At 69.5% G+C, this 18,926-nt stretch carries 15 protein-coding genes and 1 pseudogene; 9 read left to right on the top strand and 7 right to left on the bottom strand.

Annotated features, from left to right (window positions below; genetic code table 11):
- Positions 1–141 precede the first annotated feature (141 nt).
- The 8 genes from ACESMY_RS12135 (at position 142) to ACESMY_RS12100 (ending at position 9,128) form a co-directional block, all read left to right on the top strand.
- A complete protein-coding gene (locus ACESMY_RS12135; RefSeq protein WP_372784845.1) occupies positions 142–825 on the top strand; it encodes a RadC family protein in 684 nt (227 codons plus the stop codon).
- Positions 822–1,781, top strand: coding sequence for a toprim domain-containing protein (locus ACESMY_RS12130; RefSeq protein ID WP_372784844.1), 960 nt, complete (start codon positions 822–824; stop codon positions 1,779–1,781). Before ACESMY_RS12135 ends, ACESMY_RS12130 begins: the two co-directional genes overlap by 4 nt.
- Before the next feature lie 2 nt (positions 1,782–1,783).
- Entirely contained in the window at positions 1,784–3,841 is a 2,058-nt protein-coding gene (locus ACESMY_RS12125; RefSeq protein ID WP_372784843.1) for a ParB N-terminal domain-containing protein, read from the top strand.
- Between the two features lie 115 nt (positions 3,842–3,956).
- Positions 3,957–4,445 (top strand): GcrA family cell cycle regulator, encoded by a 489-nt coding sequence (locus tag ACESMY_RS12120; RefSeq protein WP_372784842.1) that lies wholly within the window; start codon positions 3,957–3,959, stop codon positions 4,443–4,445.
- Positions 4,446–4,601: 156 nt separating this feature from the next.
- Positions 4,602–5,549, top strand: a complete 948-nt coding sequence (locus ACESMY_RS12115) for a DUF2493 domain-containing protein (protein WP_372784841.1) — start codon at positions 4,602–4,604, stop codon at positions 5,547–5,549.
- 219 nt (positions 5,550–5,768) lie between these two features.
- Positions 5,769–6,404 (top strand): GntR family transcriptional regulator, encoded by a 636-nt coding sequence (locus ACESMY_RS12110; protein ID WP_372784840.1) that lies wholly within the window; start codon positions 5,769–5,771, stop codon positions 6,402–6,404.
- Between the two features lie 245 nt (positions 6,405–6,649).
- Positions 6,650–7,306: a lasso peptide biosynthesis B2 protein gene (locus tag ACESMY_RS12105; protein ID WP_372784839.1), complete on the top strand. Its 657-nt coding sequence runs from the start codon at positions 6,650–6,652 to the stop codon at positions 7,304–7,306.
- A gap of 1 nt (position 7,307) precedes the next feature.
- Entirely contained in the window at positions 7,308–9,128 is a 1,821-nt protein-coding gene (locus ACESMY_RS12100; RefSeq protein WP_372784838.1) for an asparagine synthase-related protein, read from the top strand.
- 55 nt (positions 9,129–9,183) lie between these two features.
- Here ACESMY_RS12100 and ACESMY_RS12095 read toward each other — a convergent pair whose 3' ends face one another.
- The 7 genes and pseudogenes from ACESMY_RS12095 to ACESMY_RS12065 all read right to left on the bottom strand — a co-directional run bounded on the left by ACESMY_RS12095 (position 9,184) and on the right by ACESMY_RS12065 (position 18,068).
- Complete coding sequence (locus ACESMY_RS12095) at positions 9,184–11,664, bottom strand: prolyl oligopeptidase family serine peptidase (protein WP_372784837.1); 2,481 nt, start codon at positions 11,662–11,664, stop codon at positions 9,184–9,186.
- Positions 11,664–14,255: a TonB-dependent receptor plug domain-containing protein gene (locus tag ACESMY_RS12090; protein WP_372784847.1), complete on the bottom strand. Its 2,592-nt coding sequence runs from the start codon at positions 14,253–14,255 to the stop codon at positions 11,664–11,666. The genes ACESMY_RS12095 and ACESMY_RS12090 overlap by 1 nt, the downstream gene beginning before the upstream one ends.
- 186 nt (positions 14,256–14,441) lie before the next feature.
- Positions 14,442–14,618: pseudogene (locus ACESMY_RS12085) on the bottom strand (STN domain-containing protein); the annotation flags it as partial.
- A 258-nt stretch (positions 14,619–14,876) separates the two neighbouring features.
- A complete protein-coding gene (locus ACESMY_RS12080; protein WP_372784836.1) occupies positions 14,877–15,881 on the bottom strand; it encodes a FecR family protein in 1,005 nt (334 codons plus the stop codon).
- Between the two features lie 12 nt (positions 15,882–15,893).
- Positions 15,894–16,400, bottom strand: coding sequence for an RNA polymerase sigma factor (locus ACESMY_RS12075; protein ID WP_372784835.1), 507 nt, complete (start codon positions 16,398–16,400; stop codon positions 15,894–15,896).
- A 280-nt stretch (positions 16,401–16,680) separates the two neighbouring features.
- Positions 16,681–17,370: a 7-carboxy-7-deazaguanine synthase gene (gene queE, locus ACESMY_RS12070; protein ID WP_372784834.1), complete on the bottom strand. Its 690-nt coding sequence runs from the start codon at positions 17,368–17,370 to the stop codon at positions 16,681–16,683.
- Positions 17,371–17,711: 341 nt separating this feature from the next.
- On the bottom strand, positions 17,712–18,068 hold the full coding sequence (locus ACESMY_RS12065) for a hypothetical protein (protein WP_372784833.1): 357 nt from the start codon (positions 18,066–18,068) through the stop codon (positions 17,712–17,714).
- Between the two features lie 516 nt (positions 18,069–18,584).
- Here ACESMY_RS12065 and ACESMY_RS12060 point away from each other — a divergent pair.
- Entirely contained in the window at positions 18,585–18,857 is a 273-nt protein-coding gene (locus tag ACESMY_RS12060) for a helix-turn-helix domain-containing protein (RefSeq protein WP_372784846.1), read from the top strand.
- The last annotated feature ends 69 nt before the right edge of the window (positions 18,858–18,926 follow it).

The raw sequence follows: 18,926 nt of genomic DNA, 5'->3' as shown, positions 1-18,926 counted from the left end.
GAACGGTCGCACAAAGGCGCGACGGCGCCATGCCGATGGACATCAGGTCAGCGGGGAGGGCCCCGCAACGCCCCCGGTAGGAGGGGGAGAGAAGGCGGATGAGGGCGGCCCCGATCGGGGGGCGAGCCCGGAGTCCCGCCGATGCCCTCCCAAGTCCTGTCCCTGCGTCTCGAGCCGGAGGACGCGCCCCTGGAGACCCGCGGGCGCCTCGAGGCGCTCGCGCTGACGCCCGGCGAGATCGCGCTCGACGACGCTCAGTGCCTGGCCCTGCTCTGCGGCGGGGACCTCGACGTTGCCGACGTCCTGCTGGCAGCCTTTGGGTCGTTGCCTGAGGTGTTGGGCGCTGCCGCCGGGGATCTGGTTCGGGTGGCCGGCCGATCCGCGGCTGCGCGGCTGCGCCTGGTACGCGAGTTGGCGCGCCGGATGCTGATCCGCCCGCTGCGGACGCGGCCCGTGCTTAGCAGCTCACAGGCCGTGTGCGACTATCTGCGCACCGCCCTGACCGGCGCGCCTAGGGAGCAGTTTCGTGTGCTGTTCCTCGATCGCCGTCACCACCTGATCGCCGACGAACTGCAGAACGAAGGCACCGTCGATCATGCCCCGGTCTATCCCCGGGAGGTGATGCGCCGGTCTCTGGAGTTGCACGCCTCGGCCCTGCTGATCGTGCACAATCATCCGGCCCAGGATCCGACCCCGTCGGCCGCCGCCGTAGACATGACCTGGCAGCTCATCGAGGCCGGGCGACACCTGCGGATCGTGATCCACGACCACATGATCGTCGCGGGCCAGCAGGTGGTGAGCCTCAAGTCCCTGGGGTTGCTGTGACGGGCCGCAGCCTGGCGGCGATCGTCCGCGTTGTTGGGGGTGACCTCTATGACCGCGGCCGCCGGGCCGTGGTGCCGGGGCCCGGGCACAGTCGCGCCGACCGCTCTGTCTCCCTGCTGCTGGTTGGCGACCGCGTGGTGATCCACAGCTTCGCCGGCGATCCCTGGCGGCGGGTCCTCGATGATCTGAAGGCGCGCGGCCTGGTCGATGATGCGGGCCGGCTGGCCGGCGGTGGCTCGATGATCCGCGACACCGAGCCGCCGACGCGGCCCGAGCGGATCGCTGTCGCGCGGACTCTATGGGACACCGCACGACCGATCGCGGCGACCCTGTCCGCCGTCCACCTCCGGCGGCGTGGGGTCGGTCGCTCAACGCCAGAGGCGTTGCGCCACCACCCTGCAGTACCCTCGGCGGTCTACGCGGACCGAGGGCTTAGGCGTCCAGCGCTTCTCGCCGCGGTGCGTGACGCGGCGGGCGACCTCTGCGCCGTCGAACTCACCTATCTGGCCCCGAATGGATCGGTTGCGGCGATGGCGCTGCCGCGCAAGACCGTCGGCTGCGCCCCGGGCGGATGCGCTGTCCGGCTGGATCCGCCCGGCGAGACCATGCTCGTTGGCGAGGGGGTGTTTTCCTGCCTCTCCGCGTCCGAAGCGCTCGGCCTTCCGGCCTGGGCGCTGCGCTCGGTGGGCAATTTCGCGCGGTGGGCGCCGCCAGCCGGCGTGCGCCGGGTGGTGGTCGCTGGGGACCGCGGCCGCGTGGGCGAGAGGGCGGCATGGGCCTTGGCCCGCCGGCTGCGGAGCCTGAGCCTGGAAGCGAGCGTGCGCTGGCCTCCGGCCGGGTATGCGGACTGGAACGAAGCCGCGCAACGCCGGACCGCAGCGCCTGGAGGGCGAGAGGAGGCGGAGGAGGGCGGACTCAGATCGGGGGATAGGCCTCCGGCCGGTCCAGGAGCCTGACCATGACCGTACATTCCTCCATCACCGCCGCGCCGGCCGCCCCCTCTGCGGCGCCTGTCTCGGCGGCCTCGCGCATCCGGGTGAAGCTCTGCGACCTGGGCCTTGCCCCTGAGAACCTCCGTTTCGACGTTCCGGAAGACGCCGAGGTGCCACGCCTGGCTGACACCATCCGCGCCGCCGGCGTCATCTACCCGCCCATCGTCCGGAAGGGCCGCAAGGGCGAACCGGCGTTCATGGTGCTGGACGGCCGCCGGCGGCGCTTCGCACTGCTGCGCCTGGTCGCCGACGGCTTGATCCCCGAGGACTTCGAGGTCGAATGCCTTCTGGCGGCTAGCCGCGCGGCCCAGGCCGCCGCGGCAGTCCTGCCCAATGCCGAGCACGCCCCGGTACACACCGCCGACGTCATCGTCGCGATCGGCAAGCTCAGGCGCTCACGGCTCACCACCTCGGCCATCGCCGAGGCGCTGGGCTACGACGAGACCGAGGTCCGCCGCCTCGACGCCCTGGCCCGCGTCCACCCCGACGTGCTGCAGGCCTATCGGCTCAGCAAGCTCACCTTGACCCAGGTCCGGCTGCTGGCGCGGCTGAAGGACCGCGCCCGCCAGGCCAACTTCGCCCAGGATGCGCTGGGCGGCTACTTCCACGAACACGGCCTGCGGGTTCTGGTGACCGGCGGCCGGATCACCGTCGAGGATCCCCGCTTCGCCCTGGTGACAGAGGCGGCCTATGCCGAGGCCGGCGGCCGGTTGAGCGCCGACCTGTTCGGTGAACTGCCGGCCGAGGCTCTCGACGGCGACCGGCTCGATGACCTCTGGCGGACGGCGGCGGCGCGGGTCGCCGACGGCCTGGCCACGGCGGGGCTCACGGTGGTCTGCAGCCGCGAGCGCGGGCTGCGGGCGCCCGACGGTCTTGAGCACCTGCCCTTTGTCCACTGGGGCAGCCTGCCGGAGGACCTGACGGCGCAGTTCGACCAGGCCCGAGACGACATCGAGGCGGCGATGGCCCTGGTGGCCGAGGCGACGGACGAGACCCGCGAGGCGGCGCTGGCGCAGATGCTCCAGACCCGGCTGGTCCTCGCCCGCCTGGCGGCCGGACGCGGCGAGATCGGGGCGGCGTTGCTGTCGCCGGCCCGGGACGGGCTCGACGTGACCTTCTATCAGCGTCCGGCCCCGCCGCTGCCGCAGGCGGAGTTGCCGGCGGACGACGAGGAGGAGGATGAGGAGGAGGATGAGGACGACGACGAGACCGTGACGGGCGAGGGCCGGGTCGCGTCGGCTCGGCGACGCTGGGCCCCGGATATCCCGGAGCGTGCGGTGCAAGTCGATACGGCCGGGGTGACCCACATCCAGCACGCGGCGCGGACCGCCATGGCCACGCGCGGCCTGATCCGCGACCTCGTGGATCATCCCGACGTCGCCGTGATCGCGGTGACCGCCCAGCTCTTCAAGCACCTGGCGCTCAACGACACGATCACCTCGGACGCCTCGCTGCTGCGCATCGCCGCGCCGAACGGCCCCGTTCCGGCCGGCGAGGATGACCTGGAGAGCGAGGTCTGGCGGCGGCTCGCCGCGCGGCGGGACGCCTTCCTGGCGAGCGGCCTGCGGCCCCTGGCCTTCGTGGCCGCCCTGGCCGAGCCCGACCGCATGGCGCTGCTGGCCGAACTGGTCGCGGTGACCGTCGACCTGCGGGAGGCCCGCACTACGGTGATCCGCCGCGAGGCCCGCGCCGAAGCCGAGGAGGTCGCCGCGCTCTGCGGCGCCGACCTGGCCCAGCGCTGGACGCCGGACGATGCTTTCCTGGCGGTCCACTCGCGAACGCAGCTGTTGGCGTTCATGGCCGAGATGGAGGCTGAGGCCCCGCGCGGCGGTGGCATTCGCAAGGACGAGGTGGTCCGGGCGACGGCGGAAGCCGCGGCCGTACGGCGCTGGCTGCCGGCCTGCCTGCGGTGGGGCGTCGGGGTCGAGGCGGCCGAGACGCCGCAGCCGGAGCCCGAAGCGGCGGCCGAGGTTGTGGCGGGTGAGCCTGAGACGGGCGCGCCGGCGGAGCCGCTGGCGGCCTGACAGACAGACGGGCCCTCGGTTTGCGCCGAGGGCTCGTGCTGTGGAGCCGGAGGAGTGGCCAGAGCGGGCGAGCCGGATTGGAGGGTAGGCCTCCCACCCGGTGCGGAGCCTTCCGATGAGCCTGTCCATCTGGACCCCCGAACGGGTTGCCATCCTCGAACGCCTCTGGACCGACGGCCTCAGCGCCAGCGAGATCGCCGCTCGGTTCCCCGGGATCACCCGCAACGCCGTACTCGGCAAGCTGCATCGGCTGGGGCGGCTGGGCCGGGGTCGGCCGATGGCGCCGGCCAAGGTGCGCAAGGCCAAGCCGCCGCAACAGCCGCACGCGCGGCGTCCGCACCATCCGCCGACGGCGGCCAAACGGCCACCGCCCGTGGCGATGCCGATCTGGGCCGGCCAGGTGGCGAGGGTCGAGGCGCTGCGGTCCTGGCATTGCCGCTGGCCGATCGGCGATCCGCACGAGCCGGGCTTCGCCTTTTGCGGGCGGCGGGTCGCGGCCCGGCCCTACTGCGGGGATCATCGGGCGGTGGCCTATCAGCCGGCGTCGACCGCGACACGCGGGGTGGGCGCAAAAGCGCGGGACAACCGCAGGGGTCAGGCCTGAGGGCGCGGTCGCCGCGTCCGGAGCCAAGCGGGCCAGACCGTACCGCCCCCGGCCAGGGAAGCTGACGCGCCTTCGGCCCCTGGCCGGGGGCGGTACGGCCCGGCCTGGAGGGGCCTCGAGCCTCGGCTCGATCCGACCCCCTCAGGAGATCATCCCATGCGTGCCCGCAATCCCTTCCTCGCCACCGCCGACCTTGGCGACGCCTTCGACGCGATGAGCGCCGCGCTCCAAGACCCCCGGCCGCATCCCACCGAAGCCGCGCTGGTCCAGCTCGGCGAAGCCCTGATGACCGAGCTGCTCGACGCCTTGCTGGGCAGCGCTTTGGAGGACCATGCGAGTCCCGTCGCTGAGTCCCTGATCGGCGGCCTGCACACCGCCGTCCAACGGCTCGACCGCCTGGCGGACCGCCACCGGGAGACCCTGTCGCGCGGCCTTCGGGAATTCGACGCCAGCGAGGTCGCCGACCATGACCTGCAGCAGGCCAAGGCCGAGACCGATGCCGCCGACGCGGCGGTGCGCGCCATCGAACTGGTGCGCGACGCGGCGGCGGAGGTCTATGCGACGGCGACCGGGGAAACCTGGAGCCCGTGGCGGGGCAGTCTGCGAGGTTCGGGCGTCACCGCTGCCCAGATCGATGCGACCCATGCTTTGCGGACGCGGCAGGCGCTAAAGCTGGCAGACACCGACGCCGGCGACCACGTGGTGGCCTTCCGGGGCGCGCCAGCGGCCGTGTCCCCGGAGGACGCCATGCGGATCTTCGATGCGCTCAACTGGGCGCAGGGCGAATGGCCCGACATGAGCCTGGCCCTTACCGGCGCCAAGGGCGCCGAGCAGATCGCCAAACGTTGGGCGGCGCAGAAGCGCGTGCGCCTGGTGCTGGCGCGGCCGGACTTCGAGCAGCATGGCCGCGCGGCGCCGTTCCGGGCCAACGACGCCCTGATGGCTCTGGAGCCGGTGTGCGTGCTGGCGCTGTCTGGGTCCGTGCACGGGTTTGCCGAGAGTGGTGCGAAGCCGTTCGGGCCCGTCCTGAACCTGGCCGAGAAGGCCCAGGCCGCCGGCGTGCGCTGCGTGCGCATCAGCGCCAAGCGCGCCGGGCCGGGGTAGCCCGGCCGGAACAGCTGCTGGTGGTTGGGCGCTAAGGGAATCGATGTCGCGAGAACAGAATCCGCAAGAAACTTGCGGACTGTCCGCAATTTATTTGCGGAACGTCGAATCTGTCGGTTCAAACCTGCGTACAATCAGCGCGTTAAGAATATATCGGTCTTGCCAGCTACGGTTGTGACTTGCCTATTCGCGCATCGGAGACGACCCCGGAGCACGAGCATGCCTCACCGCGCGGATTCTTTTCTTCAGGCGTTGGCCGGAATCCGCGAGCGGCTGCGCGATGGGGTGTTCCGGCCCGGAGAACGGATTGCCGCGACCGAGGTCGCCGACCTGCTCGGCCTCAGCGCGACGCCCGTCCGTGAGGCCCTGTCTCGGATCTCCGGCGAAGGATTGCTGGAGGACCGACGGGGGCAAGGCTTCTTCGTAAGCGCCCTGACGGGTCTCGACATCGCTGATCTCTACCGCCTCAGCCTCGCGCATCTCACATTGGCGCTGGATGTTCAGAGGCTTAGCGCCAAGGGCGCGTCGCCACACGGCGATCCGCCACCCGGGGTCGCCACCGACCCCGTGCGGGATGTGGAACGCCTCTTTGCGGACTGGATGATGGGGGCCGGGGGTCAGTCCCTCTGGATGAGCTTCCGCACCGTCGTCATCAAGCTGGGCCCAGTGCGCCGGGTCGAGCCGCTGCTGTTTGAGGACTTGGCGGCCGAGGCGTCCGTGCTGCGCGGCCTTTCGGACCTCTCGGCAGCCCCCGAAAGACGTCTCGCGCTTGAGGTCTTCCATGCTCGGCGGATCGAACTGGCCGATCAACTGGCGCCGCTGGTAAACCATCGTCGCGCCGATGAGGAAGTATAGTTCCGATATAGTTTGAATAGAGATTTCAAGGGGTGCGGAGTGGCCATCGCCGCCAGGTCGGCGGTGAACGGAAGAGGAAGACGCCATGACCCAACTACCCTGCACCCTGCGCCTCGTGGGCTTCGGCAGCGCTAAAGCCCAGACCAACGGCGCGGACGAGGGCATCAAGGAATTCGGCGACGTCGGCAAGTTCGTCCCCGAATGAAGGCCCCTGGCGCCGGCTCGGCCGGCGCCAGCTTCGCTCCGTGACCGCTCATCTCTACCTCCAGCGCGATGTGCATGCTGTCGCCGTGGCAGACGACATTGTCGTGCTGAACATCACATCGGATTCCTACCAGTGCCTTCCCGGCGGCAGCGCTGACCTCGCCATCGGTAGGAATGGCGCGATCACGGCGCCGGAACCCTTGGCGGACGCCCTCATGGCGGCTGGCCTCGCGCAGACCGAACCGCCCTTTGGCCGGCGGAACGACCCGCCGCCGCTTCCGACCCGCGTCGTCGCGCCCGATGCAATCCCGCAGCCTCCGCGAGTGCGCGACTTGGCGACGTTGGCGTTGTGCCTTCTGGACCTCCAAATCCACTACCGCGGGCGTTCCTTCGCCCACATCCTCGCCTCTGTGCGCCAGTCGCGCCCCCGCCATCGGGGCGACGAGAGCGCCGACGCCCTTACTCTTGCAGTCAAGCAATTCCGGCGCGCCGCGATCTGGCTGCCAGCCCCGCGCAAATGCCTGATGCGCAGCTTCGTGCTGCTCCGCTTCCTGCAGCGGTCGGGCCTGGACGCCGATTGGGTGATCGCCGTCCGCACTTGGCCGTTCGCGGCGCATTGCTGGCTGCAGGCGGGGGACGTCGTCCTCGACGAGGTTCCGGATCGGGCCCTGGCCTTCCGCCCCATTGCGGTCGCTTGAGATGACCGCCGACTATCTTGCGCGCCTGCGGACGGGTGGGGTCGGCGGTTTGGAGGCCGATGCGCGCAGGCCAGCCGACCTCTGCGGCGCGGGCTGGCGACAGGCCATCAGCGTTCGCGGTCTTGAGATCTGGACGCGCGGGGCGCCGGCATTGCCGGTTTCTGAGAGCGCAGACGGCCGCGTCGTGGTCATCGGACGCCTCTTCGCGCGAGGCCGCGCGGAGACGTTGTCGATGCCGCCGGTCATGCCGCTGGATACTTCGTCGGTCGAAGGCGCTCGAAGGCTCGTCTCGGATCACTGGGGTAGCTACGTCGCGTTCCTGCGAGACAGCGACGGCGCCTGGGGCGGCGTGCTGCGCGATCCCTCCGGCGCCCTCGACGCCGTCTCATGGTCCGCTAGCGGCGAATTCATCATGGCGTCCGACGTCGCGCCGATCCCTGGCCCGTTGTGGCCTGCCCGCCTGAGCCTGGATTGGGACGCCATCGCGGACTTTGTGCGCCGACCGGCGTCAATCGCAGCCCGGAGCGCCCTTTCGGGCCTTTCGACTCTTGGCCCCGGCGACTACCGCCCCGTAGGCGGTCATTCGCCCGACCTGCCGCTCTGGCGGCCCGCGGCCTTCGCCCGGCAGGCGCCCGAGGCCGGACCAGACGCCGAGGTTGCGCTGCGCGCGGCCGTCGACGTCGCGACCGCTGGACTGGTGTCCACCTACGACCGATGTCTGCTGGAGGTTTCGGGCGGCCTGGATTCCGCGATTGTCGCCGGCGTCGTACGGACCTTGGGGCTTTCCACGCGTGTGGCCGCCGTGGTGCATATGTGCGGCGACCGGCCGGAGGCGGACGAGCGCCCCTGGGCCCGCCTGGCCAGCGGCGATCTCTGGGCGGCGGTCGAACTTGTCGCCGCCGAGATTCCGGACCTTCAACTCGCGGACCTTCTCGCGCTGGCAGGCGGCGCGCGCCCTGCGGTCAACGCCCTCGATCTGAACGGAGACCGTGCGATGGCGGCCCTGGCGCCGAACCGGGGCGCCGAGGCCGTTGTCACGGGCAAGGGCGGAGACTCGATCTTCTTCCAGCACCCCACCGCCTTGGTGATCTCCGACTATATTCGGGCGACCTCGGCTCGGCGGCTCCTGGGCGCCGAGACACAGGCGGTCGCCCGACGCCTGCGGCGCTCGGTCTGGTCGGTGGCCTGGGAAGCTTGGTCCCGGCGTCATAGCGACGGTGCAGAGTCGATGAACTCTCCGTTCTGGGGACCTCGCGTCCTCGCGCAACCCGAAGGTCCAGCGCATCCGTGGCAAGAGGACATTGAGGACCTCCCGCCGGCCAAGCGCTACCAGATTGGGGGCGTGGTGATGACACAGCTCAATCGCGGTGCGTCTCGTGCAGGGCGGTTTGTCGATCAGATCCATCCGCTGCTGGCGCAACCCGTCCTGGAGGCAGGTTTCGCGTTGGGGACCTGGACGTTGCAGCGCGGCGGCCGCGACCGCGGCCTGGTCCGCGATTTGTTCGCAGATCGCCTGCACCCCGAGGTCGCCGGCCGGCGTTCGAAGGCGGATTGGGAGTCGTTCTACACCCGCACCGTGGCGCACAACCTGCCTTTCCTGCGGCCATTCCTGTTGGACGGCTGCTTGGCCGACGCCGGGATCCTCGACCGTGCTGGCCTGGACCAAATCCTCAACGCCGACGCCCTGATCTGGCAAGCTGACAGCTCGGGCGTGCTGGCGGCCGCCGCCTTGGAGGCTTGGGTTCGGTATTGGCAGGCGCGCGTTCCCGACGCCGAGACGGCCCCACGGTGGCGCAGCCGAAGCCAACCCGGCGTCTTCTAGGTTTCCGAGGCTTACTCGTTCGTCGCGCCGCCCCCGCTCGACGTTCCGCCGCAGGCTAGGGTTTGCTCTGCAAGTGCTCATCCAGCCAGGCAAAGGCCCGCCGGTAGAGATCGCGGACGTTTCCTGGGCTGCCAAGCGCGTGGCCCTCGCCCCAATAGGTGAGCAGCACCGCGTCCTTGTCCTGGCGCAAAAGGGCGGAGAACATCTCCTCGGACTGGCCGACGGGAATGCTGTCCTGATCGCCATGGATCAGCATGAGCGGCGTGGTGATGCGGTCGGCCTGGAACAGCGGACTGTTGCGCAGATAGCGCTGCGGGTCGCGCCAGGGCGGCGCGCGCATGTCGCCCTGTAGGTCCTCTGTCCAACCTTCGCTGAAGAAGCTGCTGGGGCCGTCCTCCAGATCGACGCGCCGGACCGGCGCGAATTCACCCCACACGCTGACCAGGTCGCTGAAGCCCGCCTGGGCAATCGCGGCCTTGAAGCGGTCGGTCTGGGTCACCAGGGCCATCGCCGCATAGCCGCCGAAGCTGTGACCCCAAACCCCGAGTCGCGTCGGATCGAAGCGCTCCTTGAGCGCCGGATCGGCCGCGGCCGCATCGACGATCTCCAAGGTGTGCTGGGCGAGGCCTTCGGCCGGGCCGCGGCCGTCGCGACGATTGGGCAGGCTGGGGATCAGGACCGCGTAGCCATGCGCGACCAACAGGGCCGGAGTCTTGCCATATCCGGGACGCCGGAGGTCGCCTTCCGCCGGCGGCTCCGTGAAGACCGAGCCAGGATAGGGCCAAACCACCAGGGGCGGTGGGCGCGCGCCCTTGGCGCCGCCGGGCGGAAGGAGCAGCCAGCTGGTCAGGGTCCCCCCGTCCGGTCCGGGATGACGAACCGCGTGGACCTCCGGGCCGTCTAGATCGCCCAGCCGCGGGTTGAGGGTGTCGACCTCGACGGGGGGCTGCCGCGGCCGACGCCAGATGAGGTGTTGCACGGCGCCTCGCCCGGCGATCCGAATCAAGGCGGCGCCGTCGGCCAAGGGAATGGTGAGAACCCGGCTGCCCGCCGCAACGGGCATCAGGTCGCGGACGCTGCCGCCGTCCACGGCGGCGAGGGCTGCGCCCGTGCCCGGGACGGGCCCGGCGCCTTCGGGCGTGAGGCCGACCAGCCGTTCGCCAGTCGGCACGCGGTAGTCGTACACCCAAGCGCGGCTGGTCTGCTCGAAGCGCAACGGTCCGAAGACCGGGGCGACGAGGCTTCTTTGACCGTCCGGCGCGATCCGCCACGCCTGGCCGTTCGCGATGATCAGCATCGAGCGCGGGCTGACGGTCAGCGCATTCTGCGATGGGGCCTGAAGGCCTTCGGTGAGTGCGATCGGTCCCGCGGGACCAATCCGAAACCAGCCCGGCGTGGCGGCCGGTGGGCCGTCGGCCCGGACGCCCCACAGTAACGGCGCACCGGCGAACCAGCCTGCGCGGGCGGCCTCTGGGCGCATGTCGAGGACGGCCCGCACCCCGGACGCCGCCGGCCGCGCCTTGGCGGTCTCCGCATCAACCTGCAGCAACCGCCCCTCGGGCCAGGCCTGGCCTGCGTGGCGCGCGTAGACCAGCACCGCCCGGGAGTCTGGCGACCAGGCCAGGGGGCGCAGGAGGACGTCACACGCTGGGCAAGGCGTCGCGGTCGCGCCTGATGCGACATCGAGAAGGGTCAGTCGGCGGCGGTGGTTCTCGAAGCCGTAGAGGCCCTGCACCGGATGGCCGGGGTTCATCGGGATGTCCTCCGCCGTCGACACAAGGGCGACGCGGCGGCCGTTCGGCGAGACCTCCAGATGGATGAAGCCGCCGGTCGCCAGGACGCGGCGGCGACCGGTCGTCACGTCCAGAGCGAGGACGCGACGAGGGTGGGGCGGCTCGGCGCTTATGTCAGGCCCGCTGCCAAGGACCGTGACAGCGATCCCGCCCGCGGCGCTACGCGCCCAACGCTTGGGCAGCCGCCCCTGCAGGTCGTGGCGCAGCCGGATTTGGAAGGGCATGTCGCCCGCGGGGCGGGCGATCGCCAGCAGCGTGCGACCGTCCAGCCATGCCAGGGTCTGGGCGTCGTCGTCATAGTCTGGGGTGACGCCCAGCCAGCGCACCCGCCCGGTCGCCACCGTATCCACCCCGAGCTCGTAGTTGGCGGCGGTGAGGCGACGGACGGCCAGATAGCGGCCGTCCGGCGAGAACGGGCCGGCGGTGTAGCCCGCCATTGCGGCTGCCCTGAAGAGCGGCTTCGCCAAACTGGGGTGGCGCAGATCAACCTTCATCAGCCGGGTGCGGAGGATATCGTTGAACACCTCGAAGTCGAATCGCGCTGCGGAGAGCATCGGCCCCTGCCGCGCGTAGACCAGCCAGTGGCCGGTTGGATCGACGTCGGCGCCGCCAAGGCTTTCCCGTTGCAGGAAGTCCTCGACCGTCGCAGGGCGGCCGAGCGCCTGCGCCGCGGGCAGGAGAACGCATAGGCCGGCCGCCACGGCGACCAGGCTGCGGCGCGGGCGCCGCCGTGCGGGCGCCATCACCAGCTCTTGGTGATCTGGATGGAGACGAACCGGCCGACCACATCGGCGTTGGCGGCGTCGAAGCCATAGCCGAGCGAACTATTGTAAAACGGAGGGTCGGTGTTGAAGACGTTGCGAAGGTTGACGCTGAAGGTCGTGCCGGCCCAACGCGACGCGGCCGGTCCGGCCGCGCGCAATTGCAGGTCCAGCGTCGTCAGGCTGTCGATGCGGCGCCCGACGAGGTCCTTGAAGGCGCTGGTGCGGTTCAGCGCCGCGCCAAGCGTTAGCGGACCTCGCGTCCAGTCGGTGGTCAGCCGGCCACGGTAGCGCGCCGGGAATCCGGCCAGCCCTTGCCGTTCCAAGGCGGCCGAGGTTGGCGTCAGGGCCTGCGCGTAACGGATCAGGTCGGAGCCGGTCGCGGCCAACTGCAAGCGGCCCCCGGCCAAGTCGAAGCCGTAAGACGCGGTCGCGTCCAGGCCTTCGACCTCCAGGGAGCCTGTGTTGACATAGCGGCTGTCGACGATCGCGCCGTAGCTGTTGGCAGGAAACGACCCCTGGGAGGTTGAGGTGGCCGGGCTCGCGAGCAGCGCGGAGATCGCAACAAGATCACCCGCGTTGGCGGGATCCAGCCGCCGAACAAAACTGGACACCGTCGGATCCTGCAGGGCGGTGTCCAGCACTGCGTTGACCGGCTGGTCGATGCGGTTGCGGTAGCGGACGTCGAACCAGGTCGCCGACAGGCGCAGTCCGGGCAGCGCCTGGGGCCGCCAGTCGAAGCCCGCGGTCCAACTGTTCGCCGTCTCCGGGCGCAAGCCAGGATTGCCGCCGGTGAGCAGCAGGCTGAGCACCTGGGTCTGTCCGACCCCCAACAGCACGGGCGTGTTGAACGCCGGATCGTGCAGCTCGCGAAGCCCCGGCGCGCGGAAGGAACGGCCATAGGTGGCCCGGAGATTCAGGGTGTCCACCGGCGACCACAGCATGCCCACCTTGGGATTCACGGTGGTTCCGAAGTCGCTGTAGTGCTCCCAGCGGACCGCGGCGTTCAGCTCCAGGCGCTCCAGGCCGGAGCGCCGATAGTCGGGACCGAACAGGGGCACTCGCGTTTCGGCAAAGACCGCCCCGACGCTGCGTTCGACGTCGGTGCCCTGCTGGGGGACCGGGGCGACGGTGGAGGTGTAGTTCGTGCCGACCTGGTTGAAGGTTTCCTTGCGATACTGCGCGCCGACCGCCAGCTTCACAGCGCCCGCCGGTAACCGGAACAGCGCACCATCCGCCTGGGTGCTCGCCGTGTAGACACGGCTTTCGCGGCGCGATGACGTGAAGCCCGAACCGATCGCCGCGCGGACCGCCGGCGTGTTGGCCGAGATGCCGGTGAAGGGGTTGAAGAAGCCGTCGCGGGCCGGACTGTAGGCGGTGGTGGGCCGATCGGCGACATTCCCCAGCGCCTCGGCCAGCAACGTTGAATTCAAGATGCCATGCACGCGCCCTTCCTCAATCTCCTGGGAGACGTCGAAGAAGCTGTCGGAGCGCCAGTCACCCCAGAGGTCGACCTTGGCGCCCGCGGTGACCGCCAGCATTTCTGCGGTGCCGCGCGACACCGGCGAGGGCAGGTCGTCGCGAAAGGAATATTGCACCCGATCGCTGGTCGTCCCGTTGGGCGACACGAAGAACGGGTTCGCCGCCGTCACGGTGAGCTGGGATTGTGGATAGGCCAGCGTCGTGCGCGCCCGGCGGAAGCCGTAGACCACATCCCCCGTCAGCTCGACGTGGGCGCCGAGGCTCTGATGGACGGCTAGATAGGCGCTCTGCCGCTCCTGATCGGGCAGAATCGAGACGCCGAGGTGCGGGTTCGCCAGATTGACGGTGTTGGGCGTGAAGCTGGCCGGCGTCAGGCCCACCCCGTTCTGGCCGGCCGGGATCGCATAGAAGGGCGTGATGACGCCGTTGATCGCGATGGCGATGTTCCCCGGGTGGCTGAAGGGCGTGCGGAAGTCGCCGCCGCCCTGCGGCCGCAGGTCCGCGGTGGCGGCGAAGGACCGGTCGCCAGCCAATAGGGCAGAGCGGTGGTAGAGTTCGTAGGCCAGGACCACGCCGCCGGAGTCCCACTGGCGGCCCTCAATCAGGCCGACCTGGCCCTCGCGCGGCACGCCGTGTTCGCCCACGCCGCCTTCGACCCGTGCCTCGCCGCCATTCAGATCACGGCGCAGGAGGACGTTGACCACGCCACCCACCGCGTCGGAGCCGTAGATCGCCGACGCGCCGTCGAGCAGGATCTCCACGCGGTCGAGAGCGATGTTCGGCAGGGTCGAAATGTCGGTGAAGTCGCCCTTGGCGCCGGCCCCGCCGAGCCGCCGGCCATTGACCAGCACCAGCGTGGCGTCGCTACCCAGGCCTCGGAGGTTCACACCCGTGTCGTAGGTCCCGTTGATCCCGCGGTTGTCCGTACCCGTCGTGGTCGCAAGGTCGGTGCCTTGGCCGTTGAAGTTCTGCGGCAGGACGCTCAGGGCTTCCGCGACCGTCATCTGGCCGCTGCGCTGTAGGTCCGCCCGGTCGATCACTGCCAACGGCGAAGGCCCGGCCCCCGCCCCGCGGATGTGGCTGCCCGTCACCTCGATCTCGGAGACGGTATTCGCCGTGGTGGATTGTGACCGGTCCGCAGCGGCCGCCGGGAGGGCCGTGGACGCGGTGGCTGGCGTTTGCGCCGCGTCAGCGCCGAAAGGGCGCGGCGCTGGCGCCTCGCCGACCGTATCGGTGACGGGAGTCGCTGAACGCCGATGACCCGCGCGAAGGACGAAGGCTGACGCGCCTGAGCGGGTCACCTCGATGTTTGTATCCGCGAGCAGCCGAGCGAGGCCTTGCTCGGCTGTAAACGACCCGTTCAAGGGTGCGGTGCGCAGGCCCGCGACCAGGGAAGGGGAAAAGACGACCTGCTGGTGCGTCTGCGCGGCGAGCGCCAACAAAGCTGTATCCATCGGTCCAGCCGGAATGTGGATCGTCGCCGCAGGAGCGCTAAGGGCCGGAGTCACCGCGAACAGGGCGGCGCTGGCGAAGCCGGCGCAAAGCAAGCTCCGGTAGGTTGGACGTGATGGGCCTCTGGTCGCCATGGTTCCCCCGTGACGCGCCCGCGGGGTCATTTGGCCGAAGTGGCCAAACTCGTCGCCCACACGTGGTTCGTCACTAGGAACAGACGCAAGGCGGGCGGGGACACCCTTGCCGCACACGGAAGAAAGTTACGCGCTGGGGGCGCGTGAAGGGGCGCGCGGCGTCAGGCGCAGAACCCCGTCGCTGTCGGACTTGGCCGAGAGGTCCAGCAGGACTCCGACCGCATCGGCAAAGGATTTGGTGTCGCCGGTGTCGAAGACGCCCGTGATCGGTTGACGGCCGAGCGCGGGCGGCCCGTCGAGCACCACCTTGTGGGCAGCATACCGATTCACCTCGGCGATCGCGTCCTCCAAGGCCACGGACCGAAAGGTCAGCCGTCCCGAGGTCCAGGCGGCGGCTTCCGCGGCGTCTGTGGGATGAGGCGCCGAGACGCGACCGTCGGCGACGGTAAGCTGTTGGTTTGGGATCAAGGTGGCCGAGCCCGCCGTGTCCTTCTGGGCGACCTTCACCTTTCCCTCCAACAGGGTCACCCGAACGGCGTCGCCGTCGCGCCGAACATCGAACTTCGTGCCAATGGCGTGGACCCGCGTTCCGTCAGCTTCGACGATGAACGGGCGGGCCGCATCGTGGGCGGCTTCGAAGAAGGCTTCGCCCCGGGCCAGGATCACCCGGCGTTCCGCCTTTCGGAACCGCACCCGAAGCACGCTGTCGGTGTTGAGCCGAACCCTCGACCCGTCGTCCAAGACGACCAGGCGTTGTTCCCCAACCCGGGTGGTGAAGCTCGGTTGGGGCTGGAAATTCAGCCAAGCGACAGCCACGCCGAGGGTCACGACGGTCGCGGTGATCGCGGCAGGCAGCCCGTAGCGCCTGAAAGTGACGTGCGCGGGTGTCTGAGACGGTCGGCGCTGGAGGATCTCGGCGGTCTCAGCCTGGATGGCCGGCCGCTTCGAGAGCGCGCCGGCCGCCGCCCAGGCGGCTTCCACCTTGGCGTAGGCCGCGGCGTTCGCTTCGTCGCGCTTCCAATCCCGCCAGTCGCGAAGTTCATCGGTCGTGATGGACAGTTGGTTGAGGCGGGCAAACCAGCCGGCCGCCTCGCTCTGCACGCGCGCCACATCTGCAGCCGGGTTGCTCATAACCGTGCCCGCCTAGTCCATCAGGGCCGTGCAGATCGCCAGCGCCTTGGTCATCCTCGCTTCGACGGTTTTGACCGAGATCCCACAGCGATGCGCAATCTCAACATACGTCAACCCTACGAAGCGGCTCAAGAAAAACACCTCCCTAAGGCGAGGGGGAAGAGTCAGCACAATTTGTTCGAGGAGAAGCTGATGTTCGAGGTCCGCTGGCGTCGCCGCGTCTTGAAGGCTTGTTTCGTCCGACACCAGGATGGGGCGAACCGCCGCCCGTCGCGATTGATCGCGCACCGTGTTTAAGGCCACACGCGTGAGGAAGGCGCGGGGATCTCGGATTTCGATGTTGGCGCCGACGACGCGGACGAAGGTTTCCTGGGTCAGGTCCTGGGCGTCCTGCGGGCCGAAGCGGCGCCGGAAGAAGCGGTAGAGCCAACTTCCGTGGCTCCGGTAGACTTCCTCAGCATTCGACGACGCCTCGTCGGCGGGCGCGTCGTCGGGAAGGTTTGACTCGGTTGCGCGCACCAACGACCACCTCAAGGCTCCGAGGCGGCCGGCTGGCGAGCCGGGTGTTGGAAACTCCTGTGTTGTGGAGCCCGCTAGTTAGCGCAGAAGACTTAGCGCGCCTGGAGGAAACCAGGCGGCATCGGTCCGCGGACGCCTATTTCACGGCACCCGACTCATAGCTGGACACAGGGGTTTCCACGCCCCTGCCGACGCTCTCACGCCGACACCTTGAGGCTGGCGCCTTTGCGATTCTGTGACAAGCGCCGTGAAATCTTGCCCGCCGCCAGCCGCTCCGCACTCAAGGAATGCCGAGGTCCTTGTGGGTTTGGACGCTCAGCCGCCAGCGCGGGTGGGTCAAACAATAGGCGATGGCGGCCTGCGTGTTGGCGGCGCGCTCGGGACCATCCATCGGCTGGAGGTAGAACCGTTCGAACGCAAGGTGCTCAAACTGCTGCGGATCGAAACCCGCCTGCGGATAGACAAGCTTCAACTCCGTGCCAGAGGTCTGAACCAGGCGGGATCCGGCCTTGGGGCTGACGCAGAGCCAGTCGATCCCAGTGGGTGCGGGCACAGTTCCGTTGGTTTCCACCGCGATGGCGAAGCCGCGCGCGTGGAGGGCGGCGATCAGCGCTGCGTCGAGCTGCAGCAACGGCTCACCGCCCGTGCAGACCACCAGCCGGTGGTCCTCGCCTTGCCAAGCTGCGGCGACGGCCTCGGCAAGACCGTCCGCCGAAGCGAAGCGTCCACCGCCCGGACCATCGAGGCCGACGAAGTCGGTGTCGCAGAACTGGCAGATCGCTCTGGCGCGATCGGATTCGCGACCGGACCACAGATTACAGCCCGCGAACCGGCAGAAGACCGCGGCGCGCCCCGTTTGGCCCCCTTCGCCTTGCAGGGTGAGGAAGATCTCCTTCACCGAATAGGTGGCGCGACCCTCGACCGTTGGCGGGGCCAGAATCGCCACTTCTGAGTCGTTGTGCAGGCGCATAGCCAGAATGTACCGCGCCGTTGGTCCTGAGCCACCTCAGTTCCGGAAGAGGCTGGCCAGCCGCTTGACCTCGCGTTTGTCCAGGCCCGGCGGCCAGGCAAAGCCGGACCGCCACTTCACCCGACCGCAGCCAGGGCAGGGCCAGGCCACGCGCCGCGCGATATGCGCCAGTTGGGTCGCGTGGCCGCCGGCTCGCAATTCCCGCAGGCGATCAATCACCCGCTCGGGACGATAGCCCTTCGACCAACCGCACAGGACACAAGTCACCACCAGGCGGCAACCGGGATACCGGCGGTGGTCGCCAAGGGTTGAGGTCTCATGCGTCTGAACCGCTCTCCAGGTCATTGGGCGGGCCGGACCGGCCCGGCCGAATCGCACTTGGCGCCGTAGAAGCTGGCCACGCGGGTGAAATGGAAGGCCGCTGTTCCCAGGCTCTGCTGGGCGATCGTCAGGGCGAGGTAATCTCGACCGAACGGCCGGCAACCGCCCTGCATCTTCCCAAGCGCGTTGGCGTAAGGGGTCAGCGCTTCGAAGGCCGCGATGGCCGCCTGGCGATCGCCGAGCCGATTGTTGCCCGGTCGGTAGGGAGGGCGCTGGGACTCCAATTCGTGATAGAAATGTCGCCGCCGGGTGAAGTGATAGGCGGCGGTCTGCAGCCCATCGAGCGCGATGCCGACCGCCGAATAGTCGGCCTTCATGGGCTCGCACTCGCCCTGGAGATCGAGGAGTTCTTACACATAGGGTTTCAGGCGATCGAACGCCGCGACGGCGGCGTCATGGGACCCCAAGCCGCAATATCCACGCGCCACCACGTCAGACTTCCCGCGGATCGTTGGGGAAGGCGATGACGCCCGACGGCTCGGATTGCGGCGGCTCGCCCGCCAGCAGGATGATCAGACCGTCTGGCCGCACATGCCCAATCACCGGAAGCAGGCGGCTGGCCCACGCCCTTAGACCGCCAATTGCGCAAGGTGCCGGAGCTGACGGCGCCGCGATATCGTTTGGAGACCTCTTCCTCCGTGAGGAAGGCCAAGGCGGCGGAGACAGGTGTTTGAGTCATGAGCCGTCCGTGATGCCTGCGGTTACTCGAATGGACGCACGGCGCGGCGGGACACCCTCACGCGGGCGGACGTTTTCGGGTGTTGGCTCGCGGTTCGATCACGGTGTCGCGGGGCTGGTCACGGTGAGTCACGTTTGAGACACTTGGCGCCCGACTGATTTGCTCGCACGCCGCCGCCCGAAGGCCCACTCTGTCCAACCGCATTCGAGAATTACGCGAAGCCCGCGGCATGACCCTCGCCGACCTGGCCGTGCGCGTGGGAACCACCAATCAGCAGATCAGCCATCTGGAGTTGGGAAAGCGCCAACTCACGGTCGATTGGCTCCGTCGGCTTGGCGTGGCGTTTGGTTGCCATCCCTGGGCGGTCGTTGAAGACGATAGTCCGGCCAGCCTGACGGTGTCGGCTGGCCGGCGCGAGCCCGAGTAGACGCGCCCGCACACCGCTCGATCCGCGGCCTCCGTCCAAATTGATGCGAATCCAAGCTGACGTGGGCTT

Source organism: Phenylobacterium sp., from assembly GCF_041691455.1.
Classification (GTDB): domain Bacteria; phylum Pseudomonadota; class Alphaproteobacteria; order Caulobacterales; family Caulobacteraceae; genus Phenylobacterium.
This window is presented reverse-complemented; position numbering and strand designations above follow the sequence as displayed.